The sequence below is a fragment of the Bifidobacterium bohemicum DSM 22767 genome, from assembly GCF_000741525.1.
GTDB lineage: Bacteria > Actinomycetota > Actinomycetes > Actinomycetales > Bifidobacteriaceae > Bifidobacterium > Bifidobacterium bohemicum.
This window is the reverse complement of sequence record NZ_JGYP01000002.1, coordinates 125,203-143,815: the sequence shown is the minus strand read 5'-3', so window position 1 is coordinate 143,815 and position 18,613 is coordinate 125,203. Positions and strand designations below refer to the sequence as shown.

Here is an 18,613-nt window from a genome sequence, read left to right as displayed (position 1 = left end):
ACTATGTTGAGGCATCAGAGTTTATGCAACATATTCGATCGGTGCGGAGAGGTCGACGCCGGAGGCATCGCGGCGCATGTCCGGCTTGGGCAGCTCGACGGGCGATCCGCCGGAAGTGCTCGCGTAAAGGGGGTAGGTGCCGATGGCCGCACAGGTCAGGGTGCTCTGGCCCTTAAGGAAACGCTGCGAGCGCACGCCGCCGGTGCCGCGTCCCTTGGTCGGATACATCTCCAGCGGGGTCACCTTGGCTGCTCCGGTTTCGGTGCCGGGCAGTGCCGCGTCATCGCCGGCGACGGTGAGCACGACGGCTCCCGAGGCCGAATACAGGCTGTTTTCACCCTCTTCGTACGTCCATGCGATCTTGCCGGCCGGCACCACGTTGAAGGCTACGACCTGCTGATTTTCGCCGAGCCTGATACCATTCATGCCACCTGCTGTTCGTCCTTGCGGACGCACGACATCGGCTCCGAACGTCAGCAACGAGGAATCCGAGGAGATGAAGACGATTCGGTCGTCGTCGGCTGCCGGAGCTGCGAAAAGCACTCTGTCGCCATCTTTGAGGTCGATGATCGGCCATGAGTCCATGGTGCTTGGTCCTTCGAGATTCCAACGTTTCACCATGCCGTTGCGTGTGCCCATCGCCAGAGGGGACGTCCTGGCGGCGGGATTGCGATCGTCGGTCGTATTGGTTGAGCCCGATGTTGAGGCGGTCGCATTCAATGCCATTGCCGCGACGACGCGTTCGCCCGGGACCGGATCGGTGCTTTCCGTTGCTGCGATCAGTTCGTCAGCCTTGACCCCGCCCGAGACGCTGAGGTGCGTCATCGCGGGCAGTTTCGGCAGATCGGCCGTATGCGCCAGCACCAAGCGTCCTGCCGAAGTAATCAGACCGTAGTTGGCGAGTGTGGTCGTGGCGAAGATCGAAACGATCTGATCGTCCTGCTCGCGAGGCTCGCCGGCCCCACGACCGCGCCACACGTCCAAGGCGCTCATCGAGGTTCGCGCAATAAGGCCTGTTGCGCTGAAAAGCACGACACACGGCTCGTCATCGAGTTTCAGAGCCTGAACCGCGGCCTGCTCCCGACCGGCCTTTTTGGCCTTGGCTGCGGCCTCAAGTCCAGAGGCCGCCGAAGAAACCGTGTTGGCCATGCGTATGGCGGCGCTGGCCGTTGTGTCTGGGTTCAAGGACGTGACATCCGCATTCGTGCCGGTTCCATGCGTTCCTTTGACGCTTACAGGACTCAAGGCACCGTCTTCGCCTATGTCGAGCAGCACCGTGCGTCGCGGATCGCCCCACTTTCCGACGGCTTCGTCCATTTCTTCGACCACCACGGCATCCAGTCGTTCGGTCGAAGCCAGGATCGCGTCCAGTTCTTGGATTTGTTTCTTCAGTTCGTCCTGTTCGGTTTCGAGCTCGATACGGCTCATCTTGGTCAGGCGTCGCAGTCTTAGATCCAGGATGTACTGCGCCTGAATCTCGTCCAGGTCGAATACGGCCATCAGCCGTGTCTTGGCGGTGTCGGCGTTCTCGGAGGTGCGGATGACCTGAATCACCTCGTCGATGTCGACCATGGCCAGCAGCAGGCCTTCGACCAGATGCAGGCGCTCCTGGGCCTTTTTGCGCCTGAACACGCTACGCCGGTGAATCACGGTGCGACGGTGTTCGACCCATACCTCGAGCATTTCTTTCAGACCCATCGTGTGCGGCCGGCCGTGCACCAGTGCCACGTTGTTCATGGTGAAATTGTCTTCGAGCGGGGTGTATTTGAAAAGCTGCGCCAGCACGGCGTTGGGGTCGAAGCCCGTTTTGATCTCGATGACGATACGTGTGCCATTGTGCCGGTCGGTCAGATCGATGGCACCCGAGACGCCCTCGATGTGGTGGTTCTTCACCCCCTCCGAGATGCGTTCGAGCACTCGTTCGGGGCCGACCATATAGGGCAGTTCCGTGACGACGATGGCCTTTTTGCGTGCGGTCACGTTCTCGATATGCGTGGCGGAACGTGTGGTCAGGGTTCCGCGTCCGGTCTCGTAGGCTTCACGGATGCCGTCGCGTCCGATGATGATGCCGCCGCTGGGCCAATCGGGGCCGGGGACGTAATCCATCAGTTCGTCGAGGCTGGCATCGGGGTGCTTCATCAGGTATTTCGCGGCGTTGACGACTTCGCCGAGATTGTGTGTTGCCATGTTGGTGGCCATGCCCACGGCGATGCCCGAGGCCCCGTTCACCAACAGATTCGGAATGGACGCCGGTAATACGTCGGGTTCCTTGAGCTTGTTGTCATAGTTGGGGGAGAAGTCCACGGTGTCTTCGTCGATATTCGCGTTCATCCCCAAGGCCGCGGGGGCAAGCCTGGCTTCCGTGTATCGCGAGGCGGCCGGACCGTCGTCCAGTGAACCGAAATTGCCATGCCCGTCCACCAATGGCAAGCGCATCGCGAACGGTTGCGCCAGGCGAACCATGGCCTCGTAAATTGAGGAGTCCCCGTGCGGATGCAGTTTGCCCATCACTTCGCCCACGGCACGCGCGGACTTCATATACGGCTTGTCGGGGTTGAGATTCATCTGCCCCATCTGATAGATGATGCGTCGTTGTACCGGTTTCATGCCGTCTCGTGCGTCGGGCAACGCGCGGGCGTAAATCACCGAATAGGCGTACTCAAGGAAGGATTTGCTCATCTCTTCGTTCAGTGGCGTCTCTACGATGTTCTCCTTGACCATACGTGGATCGAAGGCCGGTTTGGTCGGTTTGTGACGCTGCACCATGCTGTTGTGAACTCCTTGAAGGAAAACGACGAAAATCAGATTCTATCATACTCCGTCCTGTCGTTTCGGACGTGGACGTTGGGATGACGCCGTTATCCATATAGCGGTCGGAGTGCGTTCCTGGAGGAAACATCGCCGGCATCGGCGGTTGCCGACGCCCGGTGAAAGAATGGAGCCATGACCTTAGATATCCCTTCCGTACAGGATTTGCTTCGTTTTCGTGCAGTCGATTCGTATGGTGCCTCACGTCATATCTCCGCTTTGCTTCCGGCGTTGAGTGCGGCCATAGGACATTGCCTGCCCACTGTGATGCATCCTGATCCGGAGGCGGACCGCTCGGCGTTGGGGCTGCCGCGTGTCGACTCCGTCGTGGTGGCTTTGGTTGATGGTCTTGGGTTTTGGAACCTGGTGCTACGGGTCGGGCATGCGCCTTATTTGCGCAAACTGATGGAACGTCAGGGCAATGATGAGCCCATCGTCACTACGGTGCCCAGCACGACCCCCATTGTTCTGGGCACGTTCGGCACGGGTACCTGTCCCGGAATGACCGGTATGGTGGGATTCACCCAGCTCAATGAGGCCACCGGTGGCATAGGCCAGCTCATTTCGTTCGCCGGAGCTCCCGATCCGGCCCGGCTGCAGTGTCAACAGACGATTTTCGAACGGTTGATCGATGACGGCGTGCGTGTCACGTCGGTGGGCCTGCCGAAGTTCGCTCATTCCTCCTTGACCCGGGCCGCGCTGCGTGGTGGGGAGTACCGGGGTTCCCTTCGTGTCGAACGGCGTGTCGAGGCGGCGTGTCAGGCCGCGAGGACTCCGGGGATAACGTATTACTATATCGAGGATGTCGACAAAGCCGGGCATCGTTTCGGTCCGGCCAGCGATCAGTGGGCGATGGCTCTGGAAAACGCGGATGCTCAGCTGAAGGCCTTGCATCGCTCGCTGCCTTCAGGGACTTTGCTCGTAATCACTGCGGATCACGGCATGGTCGCCCCAAATTCTTCGGAGCGCATTGACATCGCCCGTGATCCGGCGCTCGCCGATGGAGTCGCATTGGTGGGCGGTGAGCCTCGCATCGTGATGCTGTACGCGCAGCGGGGAACGCAGGCCGACCAACTGGCCGCCCGTTGGCGCGATAGGCTTGGGGAGCGTGCGCTCGTGCTCACGCGGTATGAGGCCATCGAGCGTGGGTTCTACGGGCAAGTCGAGAATCGTGTCGAGCCGTTGATCGGTGACGTGGTGGTGTGCGCTGCCGGTTTGGGATTCATTGTGGACTCGCGTATTCAAAGCGAGGAATCCATGTCCTTGCCGGGCATGCATGGTTCGCTGACGCGTTTGGAGAGAGAAATTCCATGTTTGATTGATGTGGCGTGAGCCAATGCCGTTGTTATTGGTTCGACGCATTCCATGGGCGCCGTGCGCTAACGATGGATGCTTCGATTCGCATGCAGGTCGACCCGGGTGTTCGTCATTGATGGCCACATTATGCCGGCGCTGATCCTCGTCATGCTAACCGAACAGTATTTCATCCCAGCTGGGCACCGCCGAGCGTTTGGACTTGTGCTTTGTGGTCTTTTTGCCGGCGGGTCCGTCGTCGTTGCCGCTGCTGGATTGCTTCTGCGTGACCGGCTTCGGCTCGGAAACACTGCCGTCGAGCCCATCTTCATCCCGGGTGCCATCGGATGAAGGCCGGTCGTTGGGGTTCAGATGGCCGGGCAACGGCAGGGACGATAACACGTCTATCGGAATCTCGGATGTGGTTGAGGGTGCGTCCTGGTTCTTTTGCGGGAGGTCGCGCCCATCGAACCGCCCGGTCATGCTTTGATAAGCCGGAATCGGGGGATTGGACCTGCCTTGGGTCCCTGTGTCTGGGCCGGTCGGCGTGTCGGGGTCCGGAGAATCGTTTCGTTCTGTGCCGTCCCTGTCCGTGGTTCGCGAAGAATGGCGAGTGTCGGCTGGAAGTCGATCCGGCGCCGCAGGCGTCGTTGGTTCGAATTCGTCCCGCGTGGCTACGTTGGAGTCCAGCAACTCCGAACCGTTCTTCAGGGTCCGGGTATTCGGGTGCGCTTCGTTCAATAAAATCTGGGCCGCCTTGTTCAGACTTTCCACGGTATTGTCATGCATGTTCCATGACCATTCGGCGCAAACGCGATGTCGGGCGGTGTCGAATGAGGCGGTGATGGTCCATGGGTCGCGTCCTCGGCGTGTCGCGCTCCAGGTTACTGTTTCGAAGCTGATGCGGGCTTTGGACAGCATATCCTTGATGAGGTCCTCAAGCGAGTGTGCTCGGCTTTCCTTGGGGGCCGCGACCATAAGGAACTGTTCGATCGCGTATTGCTTCTCGGTCTGCACGGGAGTTGAAAACCTTCGGACCAAGGCATCGCTCAGCCCATATTTTTCGGCGACTGCATGTGGCTCCACTCCGGCACGAATCAGCGCCTGAATGCTTGATATCGGCAGGGTTTGTGGTGTATTGGACGTCGAGTTCAGCCCCGCTTCGCTACGTATCTGCCGTGCTTCGAGCAGAGCTCGCTCAAGCTCGTCATCCACCTTGACGATGAAGTCACGACCGTTGGTGGAGAATACGAGATCGCCGTGCTCGTCGACGTGGTCGAACTGCGCCTGCTCAAGTGAATGTAACGGCATGCGAACACCACTTTCCTTAACCATTTGTTTGCCTGAAGAATAAGTTTATTCCAAGGTGTCCCTGTGTCGTGTTTTACCTGTGGAACAAATCGTGTATTCTTTATGCCCGTAAAACTGTTTGTATGGTATGGAGGTTACGGTTCCTTTCCGTGACTTCGGTATGTTGAGGAAGGAAGATGGATGGCTCAGGATTATGATTCACCACGCAATAAGGATGAAGACGAGGAATCGTTGCAGGAGCTTGGTAAGTCCAGCAGGACTGCGGAGTCCGAAATGGAGGACGACGACGAAAACGCCATCGCGGAGGACTATGAGCTGCCCGGCGCGGATTTGAGCAACGAGGATTCGTCGGTCACGGTCATTCCGATGCAAGGTGATGAGTTCATCTGTTCGGAATGCTTCCTGGTCAAGCATCGCAGCCAGCTCGATCACATGGGCCCCGACGGCCCGGTGTGCAGGGAGTGTGCCGCCTGATGGCATACGACGAGCGTTATGACGAACCGGAGAACATCGAGGTTCTTATCGCTGCGGTCGAGGGTCAGGGGATCAAGGTGCCTACGTATTCCCATGCGGGGGACGCTGGCGCTGATCTGATGACCACGATCGAGTTCAGCCTGAAGCCTTTCGAGCGGGCTTTGGTTCCTACGGGGGTGCGTATCGCGCTTCCTAATGGCTATGTGGGGCTTGTGCACCCGCGATCCGGGCTCGCCGTCAAGCAGGGTGTCACCGTCCTTAACGGTCCGGGTACCATTGATGCCGGGTATCGAGGTGAGATCAAGGTGCCGTTGATTAACCTCGATCCGCGACGTACCGCCGTCTTCCACACCGGGGATCGCATCGCGCAATTGGTCATCCAGCGTTATGTTGAGGCCAGATTCGTGCCGGCACAGGTTCTTCCCGGTTCGGATCGTTCGGAACGTGGCTTCGGTTCGACGGGAGTGTCCGGTGCGCGGTAGAATGTCGCGTACCGTGTCCGTGTGCCGGGGTGACGGCCATGTGTCGTGAATGCCGTTTTGTATGGTGAGACGAGAGACTGAAAAGGGGTGTCGATTTGGCTCAGAGCGAATCCGAGGCGTTGTCGTCCCGAATCCTAGGCGGAGAGATCAGCGTGGATTGCCTCGACCCTTTGGCGCCCATCGTTATGGCGTGTCGGTCGCACCATCCGGATGCGGACTTCGATATCCTCGAACACGCATATCGCCGCGCCGTATGGCAGCATCACGCACAACGCCGTCGTTCTGGCGAACCATACATTATCCACCCTCTTGCCGTCGCGCAGATCCTCGCTGATCTGGGTATGGGGCCTGTCGTGGTGGCTGCGGGGCTGTTGCATGATACGGTGGAAGACACGGACTATACGCTCGACCAGTGTCGTGAGGAGTTTGGCGATACGGTGGCCGGCCTGGTTGACGGGGTCACCAAACTGACCAATATGGAGGTCGGTGATTCGGCGCAGGCCGAGACGATCCGCAAGATGGTCGTGGCCATGAGCCGGGATGTGCGCGTGCTGGTCGTCAAACTGGCCGACCGTGTGCACAATGCCCGAACGTGGCGTTACGTCAAACCGTCCAATGCCCAGAAAAAAGCCCGTGAGACGCTCGATGTGTATGCTCCGTTGGCCAATAGGCTCGGCATGAACGCCATCAAGACGGAGCTTGAGGAGCTGAGCTTCAAGGTTCTGTATCCTAAAATCTATAACGAGATCGTGGTTCTGGTGAACCGTCGTGCCGGACAGCGCGATGTCTACTTGAAGCAGATCCTTGAGGAAATCAAACAGGATCTGGCTGCACAGCACGTCAATGCCACCGTCACCGGCCGTCCGAAGGACTATTTTTCGATTTACCAGAAAATGATTGTACGCGGTCATGATTTTTCGAATATCTATGACCTGGTGGGCGTGCGTATAATCGTCGACACGATTCAGGATTGCTACGCCGCCCTTGGCGCCGTCCATGCCCGTTGGAGCCCTATACCCGGCAGGTTCAAGGACTATATCGCCATGCCGAAGATGAACATGTATCAGAGTCTGCATACCACAGTCGTGGGGCCCGGTGGCAAGCCGGTCGAGATTCAGATCCGCACATGGGACATGCACCGGCGCAGTGAGTTCGGTATAGCCGCACATTGGAAATACAAGGAAAACGGGCAGGCCGGGCGTAAGTTGAGCGCTCCCGACAGGGACGACAGAAAACGAGAGACGGAAGCCGGGAAGTCCGATAATCAGGAACTCGCCGAAGAGGACAACCTGAAGTGGATTCAGCAGTTGGCCGACTGGTCCAGTGAAACCCCGGATTCGGACGAGTTTCTCGGTTCGTTGAAGGAGGACCTTGGCGGAGCGGAAGTTTATGTCTTCACTCCGAAAGGCAAAATCGTCTCACTGCCGGCTAAGGCCACCCCGGTCGACTTCGCCTACGCCGTCCACACCGAAGTCGGCCATCGTACGATGGGTGCCCGAGTCAACGGACGTTTGGTGCCGCTCGATACGGTGCTCGAAAGCGGTGACACGGTCGAGATCCTCACCTCAAAGTCGGAGACCGCCGGCCCCTCGCGAGACTGGCTGAGTTTTGTCAAGAGCCCGAAGGCCCGCAACAAGATTCGTCAATGGTTCAGCAAGGAACGGCGTAGCGAGGCCATTGATGAGGGTCGCGACGAGTTGACCCGTGCTATGCGCAAGCGCAGCCTTCCCGTCTCATCCCTGTTGACTCCGCAGGCGATGGTCGGCATTGCCGATGAACTCAACTACAACGATGTCGACACTGTTTTCGCCGCGATCGGGGACGGCCAGATCTCGACTCAGAACGTCATCGCACGCTTGGTCAAAGATGCGGGCACGGACGAGGTGGAGGAGGAGGTCGAGCAGGAGGCACTGCCGCTCAAACGGGTGGAGCGCCAGCCCAAAGCCAGTAAACTCGGCGTTTCGGTCAAGGGCGTGGATGACGTATGGGTCAAGCTTGCACGATGCTGCACCCCGGTGCCCGGCGACAAGATCGAAGGCTTCATCACCCGTAACGATGGTGTGTCGGTCCACCGTGCGGACTGCCAGAACATGCTCAACCTCGAGAAGCATCAGCCTGAACGTGTGGTGCCTGTCGAGTGGACCAGCGCCAAGGGCCTGTTCATGGTCAAGATTCAGATCGAGGCGCTGGATCGGCCGCACCTCTTGTCCGACGTGACACGTGAGCTTTCCGATCACGGCGTCAATATCATCAGTGCCTCCGTGTCAACGGGTTCTGATCGAGTGGCCATCAGTCAGTTCTCGTTCGAGATGGCCGATCCGCAGCATATGAACACGTTGCTTTCCGCCGTACGAAAGATTGATGGTGTCTTCGATGTCTACCGCATCACCGGTGCCAAGGATTCGTCCATGCCTCACATGCGCAAAATGTAGCGCGGGACTTTCGCCGGTCGGAGGGGTGTGCATCGCGATCCGCATCGTTCGTGCTACATGCCTTGTGGATGGGCGCATCGAACTGAGCATATCCGTCGAGTTTCATGGGAACGGTGCCGACTCCTAGGGATGAATTCTCCCTTTGTATCCACGACCCGTACGTACGCGTCCATGGGAAAGCCCCCTTGGCGCGCATTAGTGCATCAAGGGGGCTTGCTGAAACCTGTCGAGCAAGGTGAAGTTCACTGAACCTCAACCGAGATGATGCCGGCCGGTTCCAGTGGCATGTCCTGCGCGCCCGTCGGCAGAGCCTCGAGCTTGTCCACCACCGCGCGGCTTTCATCGTCTGCGACCTCACCGAAAATCGTGTGGTGGCCGTTGAGCCACGGAGTGGGCACAGTGGTGATGAAGAACTGTGAGCCGTTGGTGCCGTGGATCTTTCCGTCCTGGCCGCGACGCAGACCTGCGTTGGCCATGGCGAGCTTGTAGGGCTCGTCGAACGTCAGACCGTCGACGATTTCGTCGTCGAACTCGTAGCCGGGGCCGCCTGTGCCATTGCCCAGCGGGCATCCGCCCTGAATCATGAAGTCCTTGATGATCCGGTGGAAGGTCAGGCCGTCGTAGAACGGGTTGTTTGAAGTCTGGCCGGTGGTCGGATCGGTCCATTCCTTGGCGCCGGTGGCGAGGTCGACGAAGTTCCTTACGGTTTTGGGGGCCTTGTCGTCGAACAGGTTGAGTTTGATGTCACCTTCCGAGGTGTGCATGATGATAGTAGTCATGGATACCAGTGTTCCATGCGCGTGGGACGGTTATGCGCCCACTTGTTGGTGCCGGTTGCAAGTGCGTTGGTTGTCGGTGGTGGCGGCAAGCGTTAATTAGGGGTTTGCCCATACAGTGTCGGGTTCCGCTCGCACCAAGGGCGGCGGTATGCATCCAAACCGATCTTTGGGCTCGACTTATTGCGGTTTTGTTCATTGTGAAATGCGGGTTGTACGCCTGAAACGGTGTTTGGGCGAGGGATATTGCGTCTGGCTCGTAGGTGGTTGCGGTTGGTGCAGATGGAACGCAACAAGGGTTCAGCCATCAGTGAGAAAGATGTGTGGTGATATGGCTCACCAATGCCGACATCGTGGCGGCGCGAGTGGTTCAATGACTGACCTGTACTCGGGGTGTGGCCGTCGCCGAATATGCGGACAACCGGGTAAATGAGGTCGGGGTAGAATGGAGCCATGACTCGAATTCGTTTTGCCTTGGCTCAGATCGACACTTGCGTGGGGGACCTCGCGAAAAACGCCTCAAGCGTACTGGAATTCGCGCGTGTTGCGGCACAGCGGCATTCGCAGGTGGTTGTTTTTCCTGAGATGACGCTGACCGGTTACCCGATTGAGGACCTGGCGTTCCGTGCCACCTTCCGCAAGGCCGCGGCCGACAAGGCCGAACAACTTGCGCAGACCCTCGATAGTGAAGGCCTGGGTGGATTATATGTGATCGTCGGTACCGTCGGAAGCGTCAATGGCGGCGGGAATGGGGCCGAACAAGCAGATGCCGTTGAGCGTCTTGGCGTCGTTGGCGGCTCGGGGGATTCCGATAAGCCCACCAATCGCCTCGTAGTGCTGCACGACGGCAAAGTCGTTGCTGATTACGACAAGCATTTTCTGCCCAACTATGGCGTATTCGACGAGTTCCGCATCTTCGCGGCCGGCGACCACAGCGCGGTGTTGGACATCGAGGGTGTGAAAATCGGAGTGGCGATCTGCGAGGACATCTGGCAGGATGGAGGCCCGGTGGCTCGGCTGGCCGACCGTGGCATCGACGTGCTGCTGACCATCAACGGTTCGCCGTATGAGGAAGGCAAGACCCATACGCGCTTTGAATTGGCTCGGCGTCGAGCCAAAGAGGTCAATGCCCCATTGATCTACCTCAATCAAGTCGGCGGGCAGGACGACCTCGTTTTCGACGGCGGCAGTTTCGTCGTGGATCGTGATGGCACCCTCATCGAGCGTTCTCCGATGTTCATGGAGGACCTGAGCTACTTCGATTTCGATTCGTCATCCACCCGTCAACCAGTGGGCACGGTCGCGCCGCTTCGCGACCCGGACGAGGAGATCTACACCGCCTGCGTGCTGGGACTGAAGGACTATATGGCCAAGAACCGTTTCACCGGAGTGGTACTGGGGCTTTCGGGCGGTATCGACTCGGCCCTGGTCGCGGCGATGGCGGCGGATGCGGTCGGCGGTGCAAACGTGTACGGCGTGTCTATGCCGAGCATGTACTCGTCCGACGGGTCAAAGGACGACGCCGCCGATTTGGCAAGAAATATCGGCGCCCACTATGATATCCAGCCCATTGAACCGTTGTTCAAGGCCTTCCAGACCCGGCTCAAACTTGACGGGGTGGCGGCCGAAAACCTTCAGGCCCGCATTCGCGGCGTGATCGTGATGGCCTATTCCAATTTGAAGAATCTTCTGGCGCTGGCCACCGGCAACAAGTCCGAGCTGGCCTGCGGCTATTCGACGATTTACGGGGATGCGGTCGGCGGGTACGCCCCGATCAAGGATCTGCTGAAAACCCGCGTTTGGGAGCTTTCCCGCTGGCGTAACCGCGCGGCTGCCGCCGGGGTCGGCATCGGAGGTCTTCAAATCGTCGGCAACGAGAACGGGTCGACGGGCGTGCCGCTCAAGGCTGGGGTTATGATCCCGGTCGCCAGCATCGAAAAGGCTCCGAGCGCCGAGTTGCGGCCCGGTCAGAAGGATTCGGATTCTCTGCCTGAATACGCTCTGCTCGACAAGGTGCTGGAGGCGTATATCGAAAAGGCGCACGGTCGGGCCGATTTGCTGCGTGACGGCTTTGACGAGAAGACAGTTGACACGGTGATGCGTCTGGTGGATCGGGCCGAATGGAAGCGTCGCCAGTATCCGCTGGGTCCCAAGGTGACCGCTTTGGCGTTCGGTCGCGACCGCCGCCTTCCCATCACCAGCGCGTTCCGGGAGTGACGGTTGAGCGATATCGTGCCGTCGAGCGACGCGAGCGCAACCGATTGACGCTCAGCGACAAGATGTAGGGGGGATGCAAATATGAACGATCGGCGTGACGATTGCAACTCCTCACCCTCATCAAACGAAACCACCGGGAAGTTTGGAGCTGAGATGTCGAACCGAGATTCGGAACGTTTGCGTCGGTCCATCGTGACATTTGACGACGCTCCGGCTCCCGATGGGCGCTCGCCTTTTGTTGGGGGGCGTGAGGTTCAGCGCGAGGTGTGAGTCGTCGACTACGACGGCACTTGGCCCGACGCCTATCGTGGGCTGCGAGACCGTATTCGCCGTGCGCTTGGGTTTAAAGCGTTGTCCATTGAGCATGTAGGTTCGACCGCGGTGCCCGGTCTTACGGCCAAGCCGGTGATCGATATCGACTTGACCGTTGTGGATTCCAATGATGAGCCGTCATACGTGCCGGCCCTCACTGCGGAGGGGGTTCGTGCTTGATATTCGCGAGCCTTGGTGGTACGGCCACCGCATGCTACGTCTGGAGGAGCCTGCGTGCAATCTGCATGTATGGTCGCTTGGTGCGCCCGAGGCCACGCGACATCGTATATTTCGAGATTGGTTGCGGGGAAACGAGGCCAACCGTGAGCTTTATGCCGCCGTCAAATGCGGATCGGTTTCGACCGACGGTCGGCGGGAGCTGGTTTCGCGGTACAATGAGCGCAAGCAGGAGACCGTTCGGTTGATATATTCCCGCGCGTTCATCGCCTCGGGGCTGATCGATCCAAATACCTTGCCGTGCGACGAGTTCGCCTTTCCCTGCCTCTGCGTGACCGTTTGGTCGCCGCCATTCTGAATGGTTCGAAAACGGGCACGAGTATCCTGCTTGCGGAATATGGACCCGGGGAAGCGTTGACAGCGTCTGGTGAGCTGCGAGCCGTTTCCGATTCGGAAGATCGTCTGGTTGCGGTCATCCGTTATGCGAAGCCGCGTGTCCTGCCTTTGGGTGAAATTTCGCTCGAACATGCTCTTGCTGAGGGTGAGGGGTATCAAAACGTGGCGCAATGGCGTGCGGCCCATGAACGATTTTGGTCTGCTCCGGAGTTCCGAAACGGTCTGACCGACCACGATTTTCAGCTCAACGACGACACCAAGGTCGTTTGTGAGCGTTTCAGGCTGGTCTGCACGCTATAAGGTGGGTTTTGTGCCGCTGCTCAAAGGTTATGGAATATATTGTTTAGTCGTTTTGTTCGTTTGGACCGCTCAGGTGTGAGGAGGACATGTCGTCTAGATCAATATATTGCAATTATTCGCACACGGCTTGTCGATCGTTGAGAGGGAAGAGCATCGGCCGATGAACCGGGTGTTCTCTTCCGGGTTGTAACGGACAAGTGGCGACCCATTTTCGGCTCTGTTGGCCTCTATTGTTTCGGAGTTCCAAAAGTGACCTAGCTCACACTTTTTCCGGCATGTAATAACAAAAAAGCTTCTACAATTGTGATGAACGCAACGTAGATGATGCGTTGCTCCACCATCAAGGAGTAAGATATGACAGCAGTTCAAGAGACCGCTCTGTCCGCCGAAGAGCTTCAGGCGAAGGCCTGGGACGGGTTCGTCGGAGGGAACTGGCAGAAAGACATCGACGTCCGTGACTTCATCCAGAAGAACTACACGCCGTACGATGGGGACGAGTCCTTCCTGGCCGGCGCCACGGAGAAGACGAAGCAGATGTGGGAGTACCTCGACGAGCACCAGCTCGCCGCCGAGCGTGATCACCGCGTCTATGACGTGGATACGCACGTCCCGGCCGGCATCACCAACTTCGGTCCTGGCTACATCATGGACAAGGAACATGACAACGTCATCGTCGGCATCCAGACCGATGAACCGTGCAAGCGCGCCATGATGCCGAACGGCGGCTGGCGGATGGTCGAGCAGGCCATCCGTGAGGCCGGCAAGGAGCCCGACCCCGAAATCAAGACGATCTTCACCAAGTATCGCAAGACCCACAACGACGGTGTGTTCGGCGTATACACCCGTCGCATCAAGCTCGCTCGCCACAACAAGATCCTCACCGGTCTGCCCGACGCCTACGGACGTGGCCGCATCATCGGCGATTACCGTCGTGTGGCTCTGTACGGCATCAATTACCTGATCGCCAAGAAGAAGGAAGACAAGGATTCGATTCCTTATCGCAACGATTTCACCGAGCCGGAGATCGAGCACTGGATTCGCTTCCGTGAGGAGCATGCGGATCAGATCAAGGCTCTGCAGGAGCTTCAGCAGCTCGGCAACGAGTACGGTCTTGATCTGTCCCGTCCGGCGCAGACCGCGCAGGAAGCGGTCCAGTGGACCTACATGGGCTACCTCGCCTCCGTCAAGAGCCAGGATGGCGCGGCGATGAGCTTCGGCCGTAACTCCGCCTTCTTCGATTGCTACTTCGAGCGTGACCTGAAGAACGGCAAGATCACCGAGACCGACGCGCAGGAGATCATCGACCAGATCGTCATGAAGCTGCGCATCGTGCGCTTTCTGCGTACCGAGGATTACGACCAGATTTTCTCCGGCGATCCGTACTGGGCCACTTGGTCCGATGCGGGCTTCGGCGACGACGGCCGTCACATGGTCACCAAGACCTCGTTCCGCCTGCTGGCGACCCTGACCCTCGATCATCTTGGGCCCGGGCCTGAGCCGAACATCACCATCTTCTGGGATGCCAAGCTGCCTGAAGCCTATAAGCGTTTCTGCGCCCGTATCTCCATCGACACCTCGGCCATCCAGTATGAGTCCGATCGCGACATTCGTAACCACTGGGGCGACGACGCGGCCATCGCTTGCTGCGTTTCCCCGATGCGCGTTGGCAAGCAGATGCAGTTCTTCGGCGCCCGCGTCAACTCCGCAAAGGCTTTGCTCTACGCGATCAACGGCGGCCGCGATGAGATGACTGGCATGCAGGTCATCGACAAGGGCGTCATCGACCCTGTCACTCCTGAAGCCGACGGCTCTTTGGACTACCAGAAGGTCAAGGACAATTACGAGAAGGCACTCGAGTGGCTCTCGGAGACCTACGTCGAAGCGCTCAACATCATCCACTACATGCATGATAAGTATGCGTACGAGTCCATCGAGATGGCTCTGCATGACAAGGAAGTCTACCGCACACTTGGCTGCGGCATGTCCGGCCTGTCGATTGCGGCCGACTCCCTGTCCGCCTTGAAGTACGCCAAGGTCTATCCGGTGTACAACAAGGATGCCAGGACGACCGAAGGCCACGAGGCCGAGTACGTCGAAGGTGCGGATGACGATCTGATCGTCGGATATCGCACCGTGGGCGACTTCCCGCTGTACGGCAACGACGATGACCGCGCCGATGACCTGGCCAAGTGGACTGTGTCCACCGTCATGGGTCAGATCAAGAAGCTGCCGGTCTACCGCAACGCGGTGCCGACCCAGTCCGTGCTGACCATCACCTCCAACGTGGAGTATGGCAAGAATACCGGCGCCTTCCCCAGCGGTCACAAGAAGGGCACCCCGTATGCTCCTGGCGCCAACCCGGAGAACGGCATGGATTCCCATGGCATGCTGCCTTCGATGTTCTCGGTCGGCAAGATCGACTACAACGATGCGCTCGATGGCATCTCGTTGACCAATACGATCACCCCTGACGGCTTGGGTCGTGACGAGGACGAGCGTATCGGCAACTTGGTGGGCATCCTTGACGCAGGCAACGGCCATGGTCTGTACCACGCCAACATCAATGTGTTGCGCAAGGAACAGCTCGAGGACGCCGTGGCTCACCCCGAAAAGTACCCGCACCTCACCGTGCGTGTCTCGGGCTACGCCGTGAACTTCGTGAAGCTCACCCGTGAACAGCAGCTCGATGTGATTTCCCGTACATTCCACCAAGGCGCTGTCAGCGAGTGATGATCAGGCACACTGTGTGATGCGGTGAAACGATCCGAAGGGGACGGAGTGTGAATTCCGTCCCCTTCCTTGTTGTCGGAAGGTCGTAGGTCTGATGACTCCGAACGGCTCGGCCCGACAATGACTTTACGAATCGCAGGGTCGGCCAGATTGTCGGTTCCGTTGTATTGTGTCATTGCTCACATTATATAGGCCGTTTCCTCGGTGGGACGATGCGGTCGGTTCGGAACCGCTAGAATGGAAACAGTAACTTGACAAGGGGAGGCAAAGATGTCTGATACCACTCAATTCCGTACGACGACCCAGCATATGCTCAAGGAATCCAAGGTGTATGCAAGTCACACGCTGATGGGTGGTTTGGCTGGTTTCGAGTCGCCGATAGGCCTCGACCGTCACGACCGCATCAATGCGTTGCGCACCGGTGACATCGGTTTCGTGCACTCATGGGACATCAACACCTCCGTGGATGGGCCGGGCACGCGCATGACGGTCTTTATGAGTGGGTGCCCACTGCGTTGCCAGTTCTGCCAGAATCCGGACACATGGAAGATGCGTGACGGACAACCGGTCTACATCGAGGAGATGATCAAGCGGATCGTGCGGTACAAGGATGTTTTCCAAAATACCGGTGGAGGGGTGACCTTCTCCGGTGGCGAGTCGATGATGCAGCCTGCCTTCGTCTCGCGTGTTTTTCATGAGGTGCGCAAGGAGGGCGTAAGCACCTGTCTCGATACCGCAGGGTTCCTCAACAGGAATTTCACCGATGAGATGCTCGATGACGTCGATCTGTGCCTGCTGGATGTCAAATCCGGTGATGAGAAAACGTACCACACCGTTACCGGAGGCGCGTTGCAGCCCACCATTGATTTCGGGCGACGGCTCAACAGGCTCGGCAAGAAGATTTGGGTGCGTTTCGTGCTTGTGCCGGGATTGACCGATAGCGAGGAAAACGTAGAGAATGTGGCGAAAATCTGCGAAAGCTTCGGTGATGCCGTCGAGCATATCGACGTGCTTCCCTTCCATCAGCTCGGCCGCCCGAAGTGGCATGAGATGGGCATCGATTATCCGCTTGAAACTTGCGAGGGACCCAGCAAAGAGCTTAAAGCGCGAGTCAAGGATCAATTCGAATCGCACGGCTTCGTCGTCTATTAAGTAGATGCATCGCTGTTCATGCTTGCGATGTTCAGTCGCTTTTTTACGCGCGCTGTTGCAGCGACGTCCAAGGGCGTGGTTGTGTGCCGGGAAGCACCTGCGCCAGGTGTGGGATCCTTGGTTGCATGCCGGTAGAACCGAGTACCTTTTAGGTTCGGCATCGAGGCGGCAGTGAGTTTTTCGGTTCCCATTTGAGCGTTTCGGGTGAATCGCCATATGATCAGTCTGATTGGGGTGCCACAAGTTTGAAGAGCGTTTCGGCCATATTCGGGCAAAATTCGGGTCGAAGTCAACCATGCCCAAGGTTCAAGGTATGGTGAGCAGCGACCGTCCTGTGCGTATGCGAGGACGGTCGGGATACCGTTGCGGCCGTGATGTGTATCATATGTGACAGATTGTCGTTGAATCGTTGCTCGGGTATAACGGGGGGATTGCGGTTGATCACTGAGCCGAGGTTGTTGGCGGAGCCTAGAGGAGGGGTGCCGGAAGTTACGGATGACCTGGAAGGTTTCGACAGAGCCTGCGCGGCTCTGGCGGCCGGTACCGGGTCGTTGGCTGCTGATGCCGAACGCGCGTCCGGTTATCGTTATAGTCACGAGGATTGGTTGGTTCAGTTCAAACGGACCGGATCGGGTATTTGGCTTCTGGACCCCGTGATGTTGACGAAAATGGGCGCCGACTGGAATCGGTTCAATCAGGCTGTGGGAGAGACTACATGGATTCTGCACGATGCCTTGATGGATCTGCCCGGTTTCGCGGATATCGGTTTGAGACCCAAGGCGTTGTTCGATACCGAGATCGCCGCGCGGATTCTAGGTGTCAGGCATTTCGGTCTGGCTGCAGTCACGGAACGATACCTGGGAGTGACCTTAGCCAAGGAGCATTCGGCGGCGGACTGGTCCTATCGGCCGTTACCGCGTGATTGGCGCGATTATGCGGCCTTGGATGTGGAGCTGCTTATCGAGCTTGAAACCGCGATGCGTGAGGATTTGGAAAAATCCGGGAAAATGCAGTGGGCCGAGGAGGAGTTCGCCTATGCGCTGGAGCAAGGCATGGGGCCGCAGCCGGTTCATCCGGTACCATGGATGCACATCTCGCATTTCACCGTGTTGAGTCGTGACCGTCAGGGGCAGGCGGTTGCCAAGGCGTTGTGGACCAAACGCGACGAGTTGGCACGGCAGTACGATATTGAACCCGGCCTGCTGTTGTCCGATGCGGCCATTATTGAGGCCGCGCGACGTAAACCGCATAACGGCAAGGAGTTCCGTCAGATACGCAGTCTCAACGAGCGCGTGCGTATGCACACCGGCAGCGAGCAGGACAAGATGTTCGAGCGGTATGCCCCCATCCAACGATCTGTGAAACCCAATGTCTGGAAGCATGTCATCGAGCAGGCCTTGGAGCTTGGGCCGAAGGATTGGCCGACCCTCCCGCGTCCGCGAAAGGACGATCCGAATGCGAACGCCCCCAAGTCCATGAAATACTGGAAGGCGCAACATCCCGACCGTTACAGGCGCCTCAAGGCTGTGCAATCCGTGGTTGGGACCATCGCCGAGGATACCCACACACCGAGCGAAATCGTCATTAAGCCCCAAATCCTACGTAATCTATGCTGGCGTGACAACGCCGCCGGGCTCGATGTGGCCGCCTTTTTACGAGAACAAGGGGCTCGAGAGTGGCAGATTAGCCTGATAGCAGCGTCCGTAAGTCGAGTTATCATATAACGGTTGCCCCAAGGGCAGAAGTAGTCGCA

The 18,613-nt window shown here is 58.4% G+C and carries 13 protein-coding genes and 1 pseudogene; 11 read left to right on the top strand and 3 right to left on the bottom strand.

Annotated features, from left to right (window positions below):
* Positions 1–21: 21 nt before the first annotated feature.
* A complete protein-coding gene (locus tag BBOH_RS02910) occupies positions 22–2,766 on the bottom strand; it encodes a DNA gyrase/topoisomerase IV subunit A (protein ID WP_033521073.1) in 2,745 nt (914 codons plus the stop codon).
* Between the two features lie 177 nt (positions 2,767–2,943).
* Between BBOH_RS02910 and BBOH_RS02905 the strand changes: the two genes are divergently transcribed.
* Positions 2,944–4,140 (top strand): alkaline phosphatase family protein, encoded by a 1,197-nt coding sequence (locus BBOH_RS02905; protein WP_033521075.1) that lies wholly within the window; start codon positions 2,944–2,946, stop codon positions 4,138–4,140.
* 135 nt (positions 4,141–4,275) lie between these two features.
* Here the strand turns inward: BBOH_RS02905 and sepH are convergent, their stop codons facing one another.
* Positions 4,276–5,412, bottom strand: a complete 1,137-nt coding sequence (gene sepH / locus BBOH_RS02900; RefSeq protein ID WP_033521076.1) for a septation protein SepH — start codon at positions 5,410–5,412, stop codon at positions 4,276–4,278.
* Between the two features lie 180 nt (positions 5,413–5,592).
* Between sepH and BBOH_RS02895 the strand changes: the two genes are divergently transcribed.
* The 3 genes from BBOH_RS02895 to BBOH_RS02885 all read left to right on the top strand — a co-directional run bounded on the left by BBOH_RS02895 (position 5,593) and on the right by BBOH_RS02885 (position 8,800).
* Complete coding sequence (locus BBOH_RS02895; RefSeq protein WP_033521077.1) at positions 5,593–5,886, top strand: DUF4193 domain-containing protein; 294 nt, start codon at positions 5,593–5,595, stop codon at positions 5,884–5,886.
* Positions 5,886–6,368: a dUTP diphosphatase gene (gene dut, locus BBOH_RS02890; protein ID WP_033521078.1), complete on the top strand. Its 483-nt coding sequence runs from the start codon at positions 5,886–5,888 to the stop codon at positions 6,366–6,368. The genes BBOH_RS02895 and dut overlap by 1 nt, the downstream gene beginning before the upstream one ends.
* A gap of 95 nt (positions 6,369–6,463) precedes the next feature.
* Entirely contained in the window at positions 6,464–8,800 is a 2,337-nt protein-coding gene (locus BBOH_RS02885; RefSeq protein WP_033521079.1) for a RelA/SpoT family protein, read from the top strand.
* A gap of 242 nt (positions 8,801–9,042) precedes the next feature.
* Here the strand turns inward: BBOH_RS02885 and BBOH_RS02880 are convergent, their stop codons facing one another.
* A complete protein-coding gene (locus BBOH_RS02880) occupies positions 9,043–9,579 on the bottom strand; it encodes a peptidylprolyl isomerase (RefSeq protein WP_033521081.1) in 537 nt (178 codons plus the stop codon).
* A gap of 450 nt (positions 9,580–10,029) precedes the next feature.
* On the opposite strand from BBOH_RS02880, the gene BBOH_RS02875 reads away from it, so the two are divergent.
* The 7 genes and pseudogenes from BBOH_RS02875 (at position 10,030) to BBOH_RS02850 (ending at position 18,584) form a co-directional block, all read left to right on the top strand.
* Positions 10,030–11,793: an NAD+ synthase gene (locus tag BBOH_RS02875; RefSeq protein ID WP_033521082.1), complete on the top strand. Its 1,764-nt coding sequence runs from the start codon at positions 10,030–10,032 to the stop codon at positions 11,791–11,793.
* A 282-nt stretch (positions 11,794–12,075) separates the two neighbouring features.
* Positions 12,076–12,285 (top strand): annotated as a pseudogene (locus BBOH_RS09520) (GrpB family protein); the annotation flags it as partial.
* Positions 12,233–12,640, top strand: coding sequence for a GrpB family protein (locus tag BBOH_RS09515; protein ID WP_420304851.1), 408 nt, complete (start codon positions 12,233–12,235; stop codon positions 12,638–12,640). The pseudogene BBOH_RS09520 and the gene BBOH_RS09515, both read left to right, overlap by 53 nt.
* Positions 12,583–12,978, top strand: a complete 396-nt coding sequence (locus BBOH_RS02865; RefSeq protein ID WP_033521084.1) for an ASCH domain-containing protein — start codon at positions 12,583–12,585, stop codon at positions 12,976–12,978. The genes BBOH_RS09515 and BBOH_RS02865 overlap by 58 nt, the downstream gene beginning before the upstream one ends.
* A gap of 354 nt (positions 12,979–13,332) precedes the next feature.
* Positions 13,333–15,708: a formate C-acetyltransferase gene (pflB, locus tag BBOH_RS02860; RefSeq protein WP_033521086.1), complete on the top strand. Its 2,376-nt coding sequence runs from the start codon at positions 13,333–13,335 to the stop codon at positions 15,706–15,708.
* Positions 15,709–15,978: 270 nt separating this feature from the next.
* Positions 15,979–16,860 carry a pyruvate formate-lyase-activating protein gene (pflA, locus tag BBOH_RS02855; protein ID WP_033521088.1) on the top strand — a complete coding sequence of 294 codons (882 nt, stop codon included), beginning with the start codon at positions 15,979–15,981 and terminating at the stop codon, positions 16,858–16,860.
* A 437-nt stretch (positions 16,861–17,297) separates the two neighbouring features.
* On the top strand, positions 17,298–18,584 hold the full coding sequence (locus BBOH_RS02850; RefSeq protein WP_033521215.1) for an HRDC domain-containing protein: 1,287 nt from the start codon (positions 17,298–17,300) through the stop codon (positions 18,582–18,584).
* Positions 18,585–18,613: the final 29 nt, after the last annotated feature.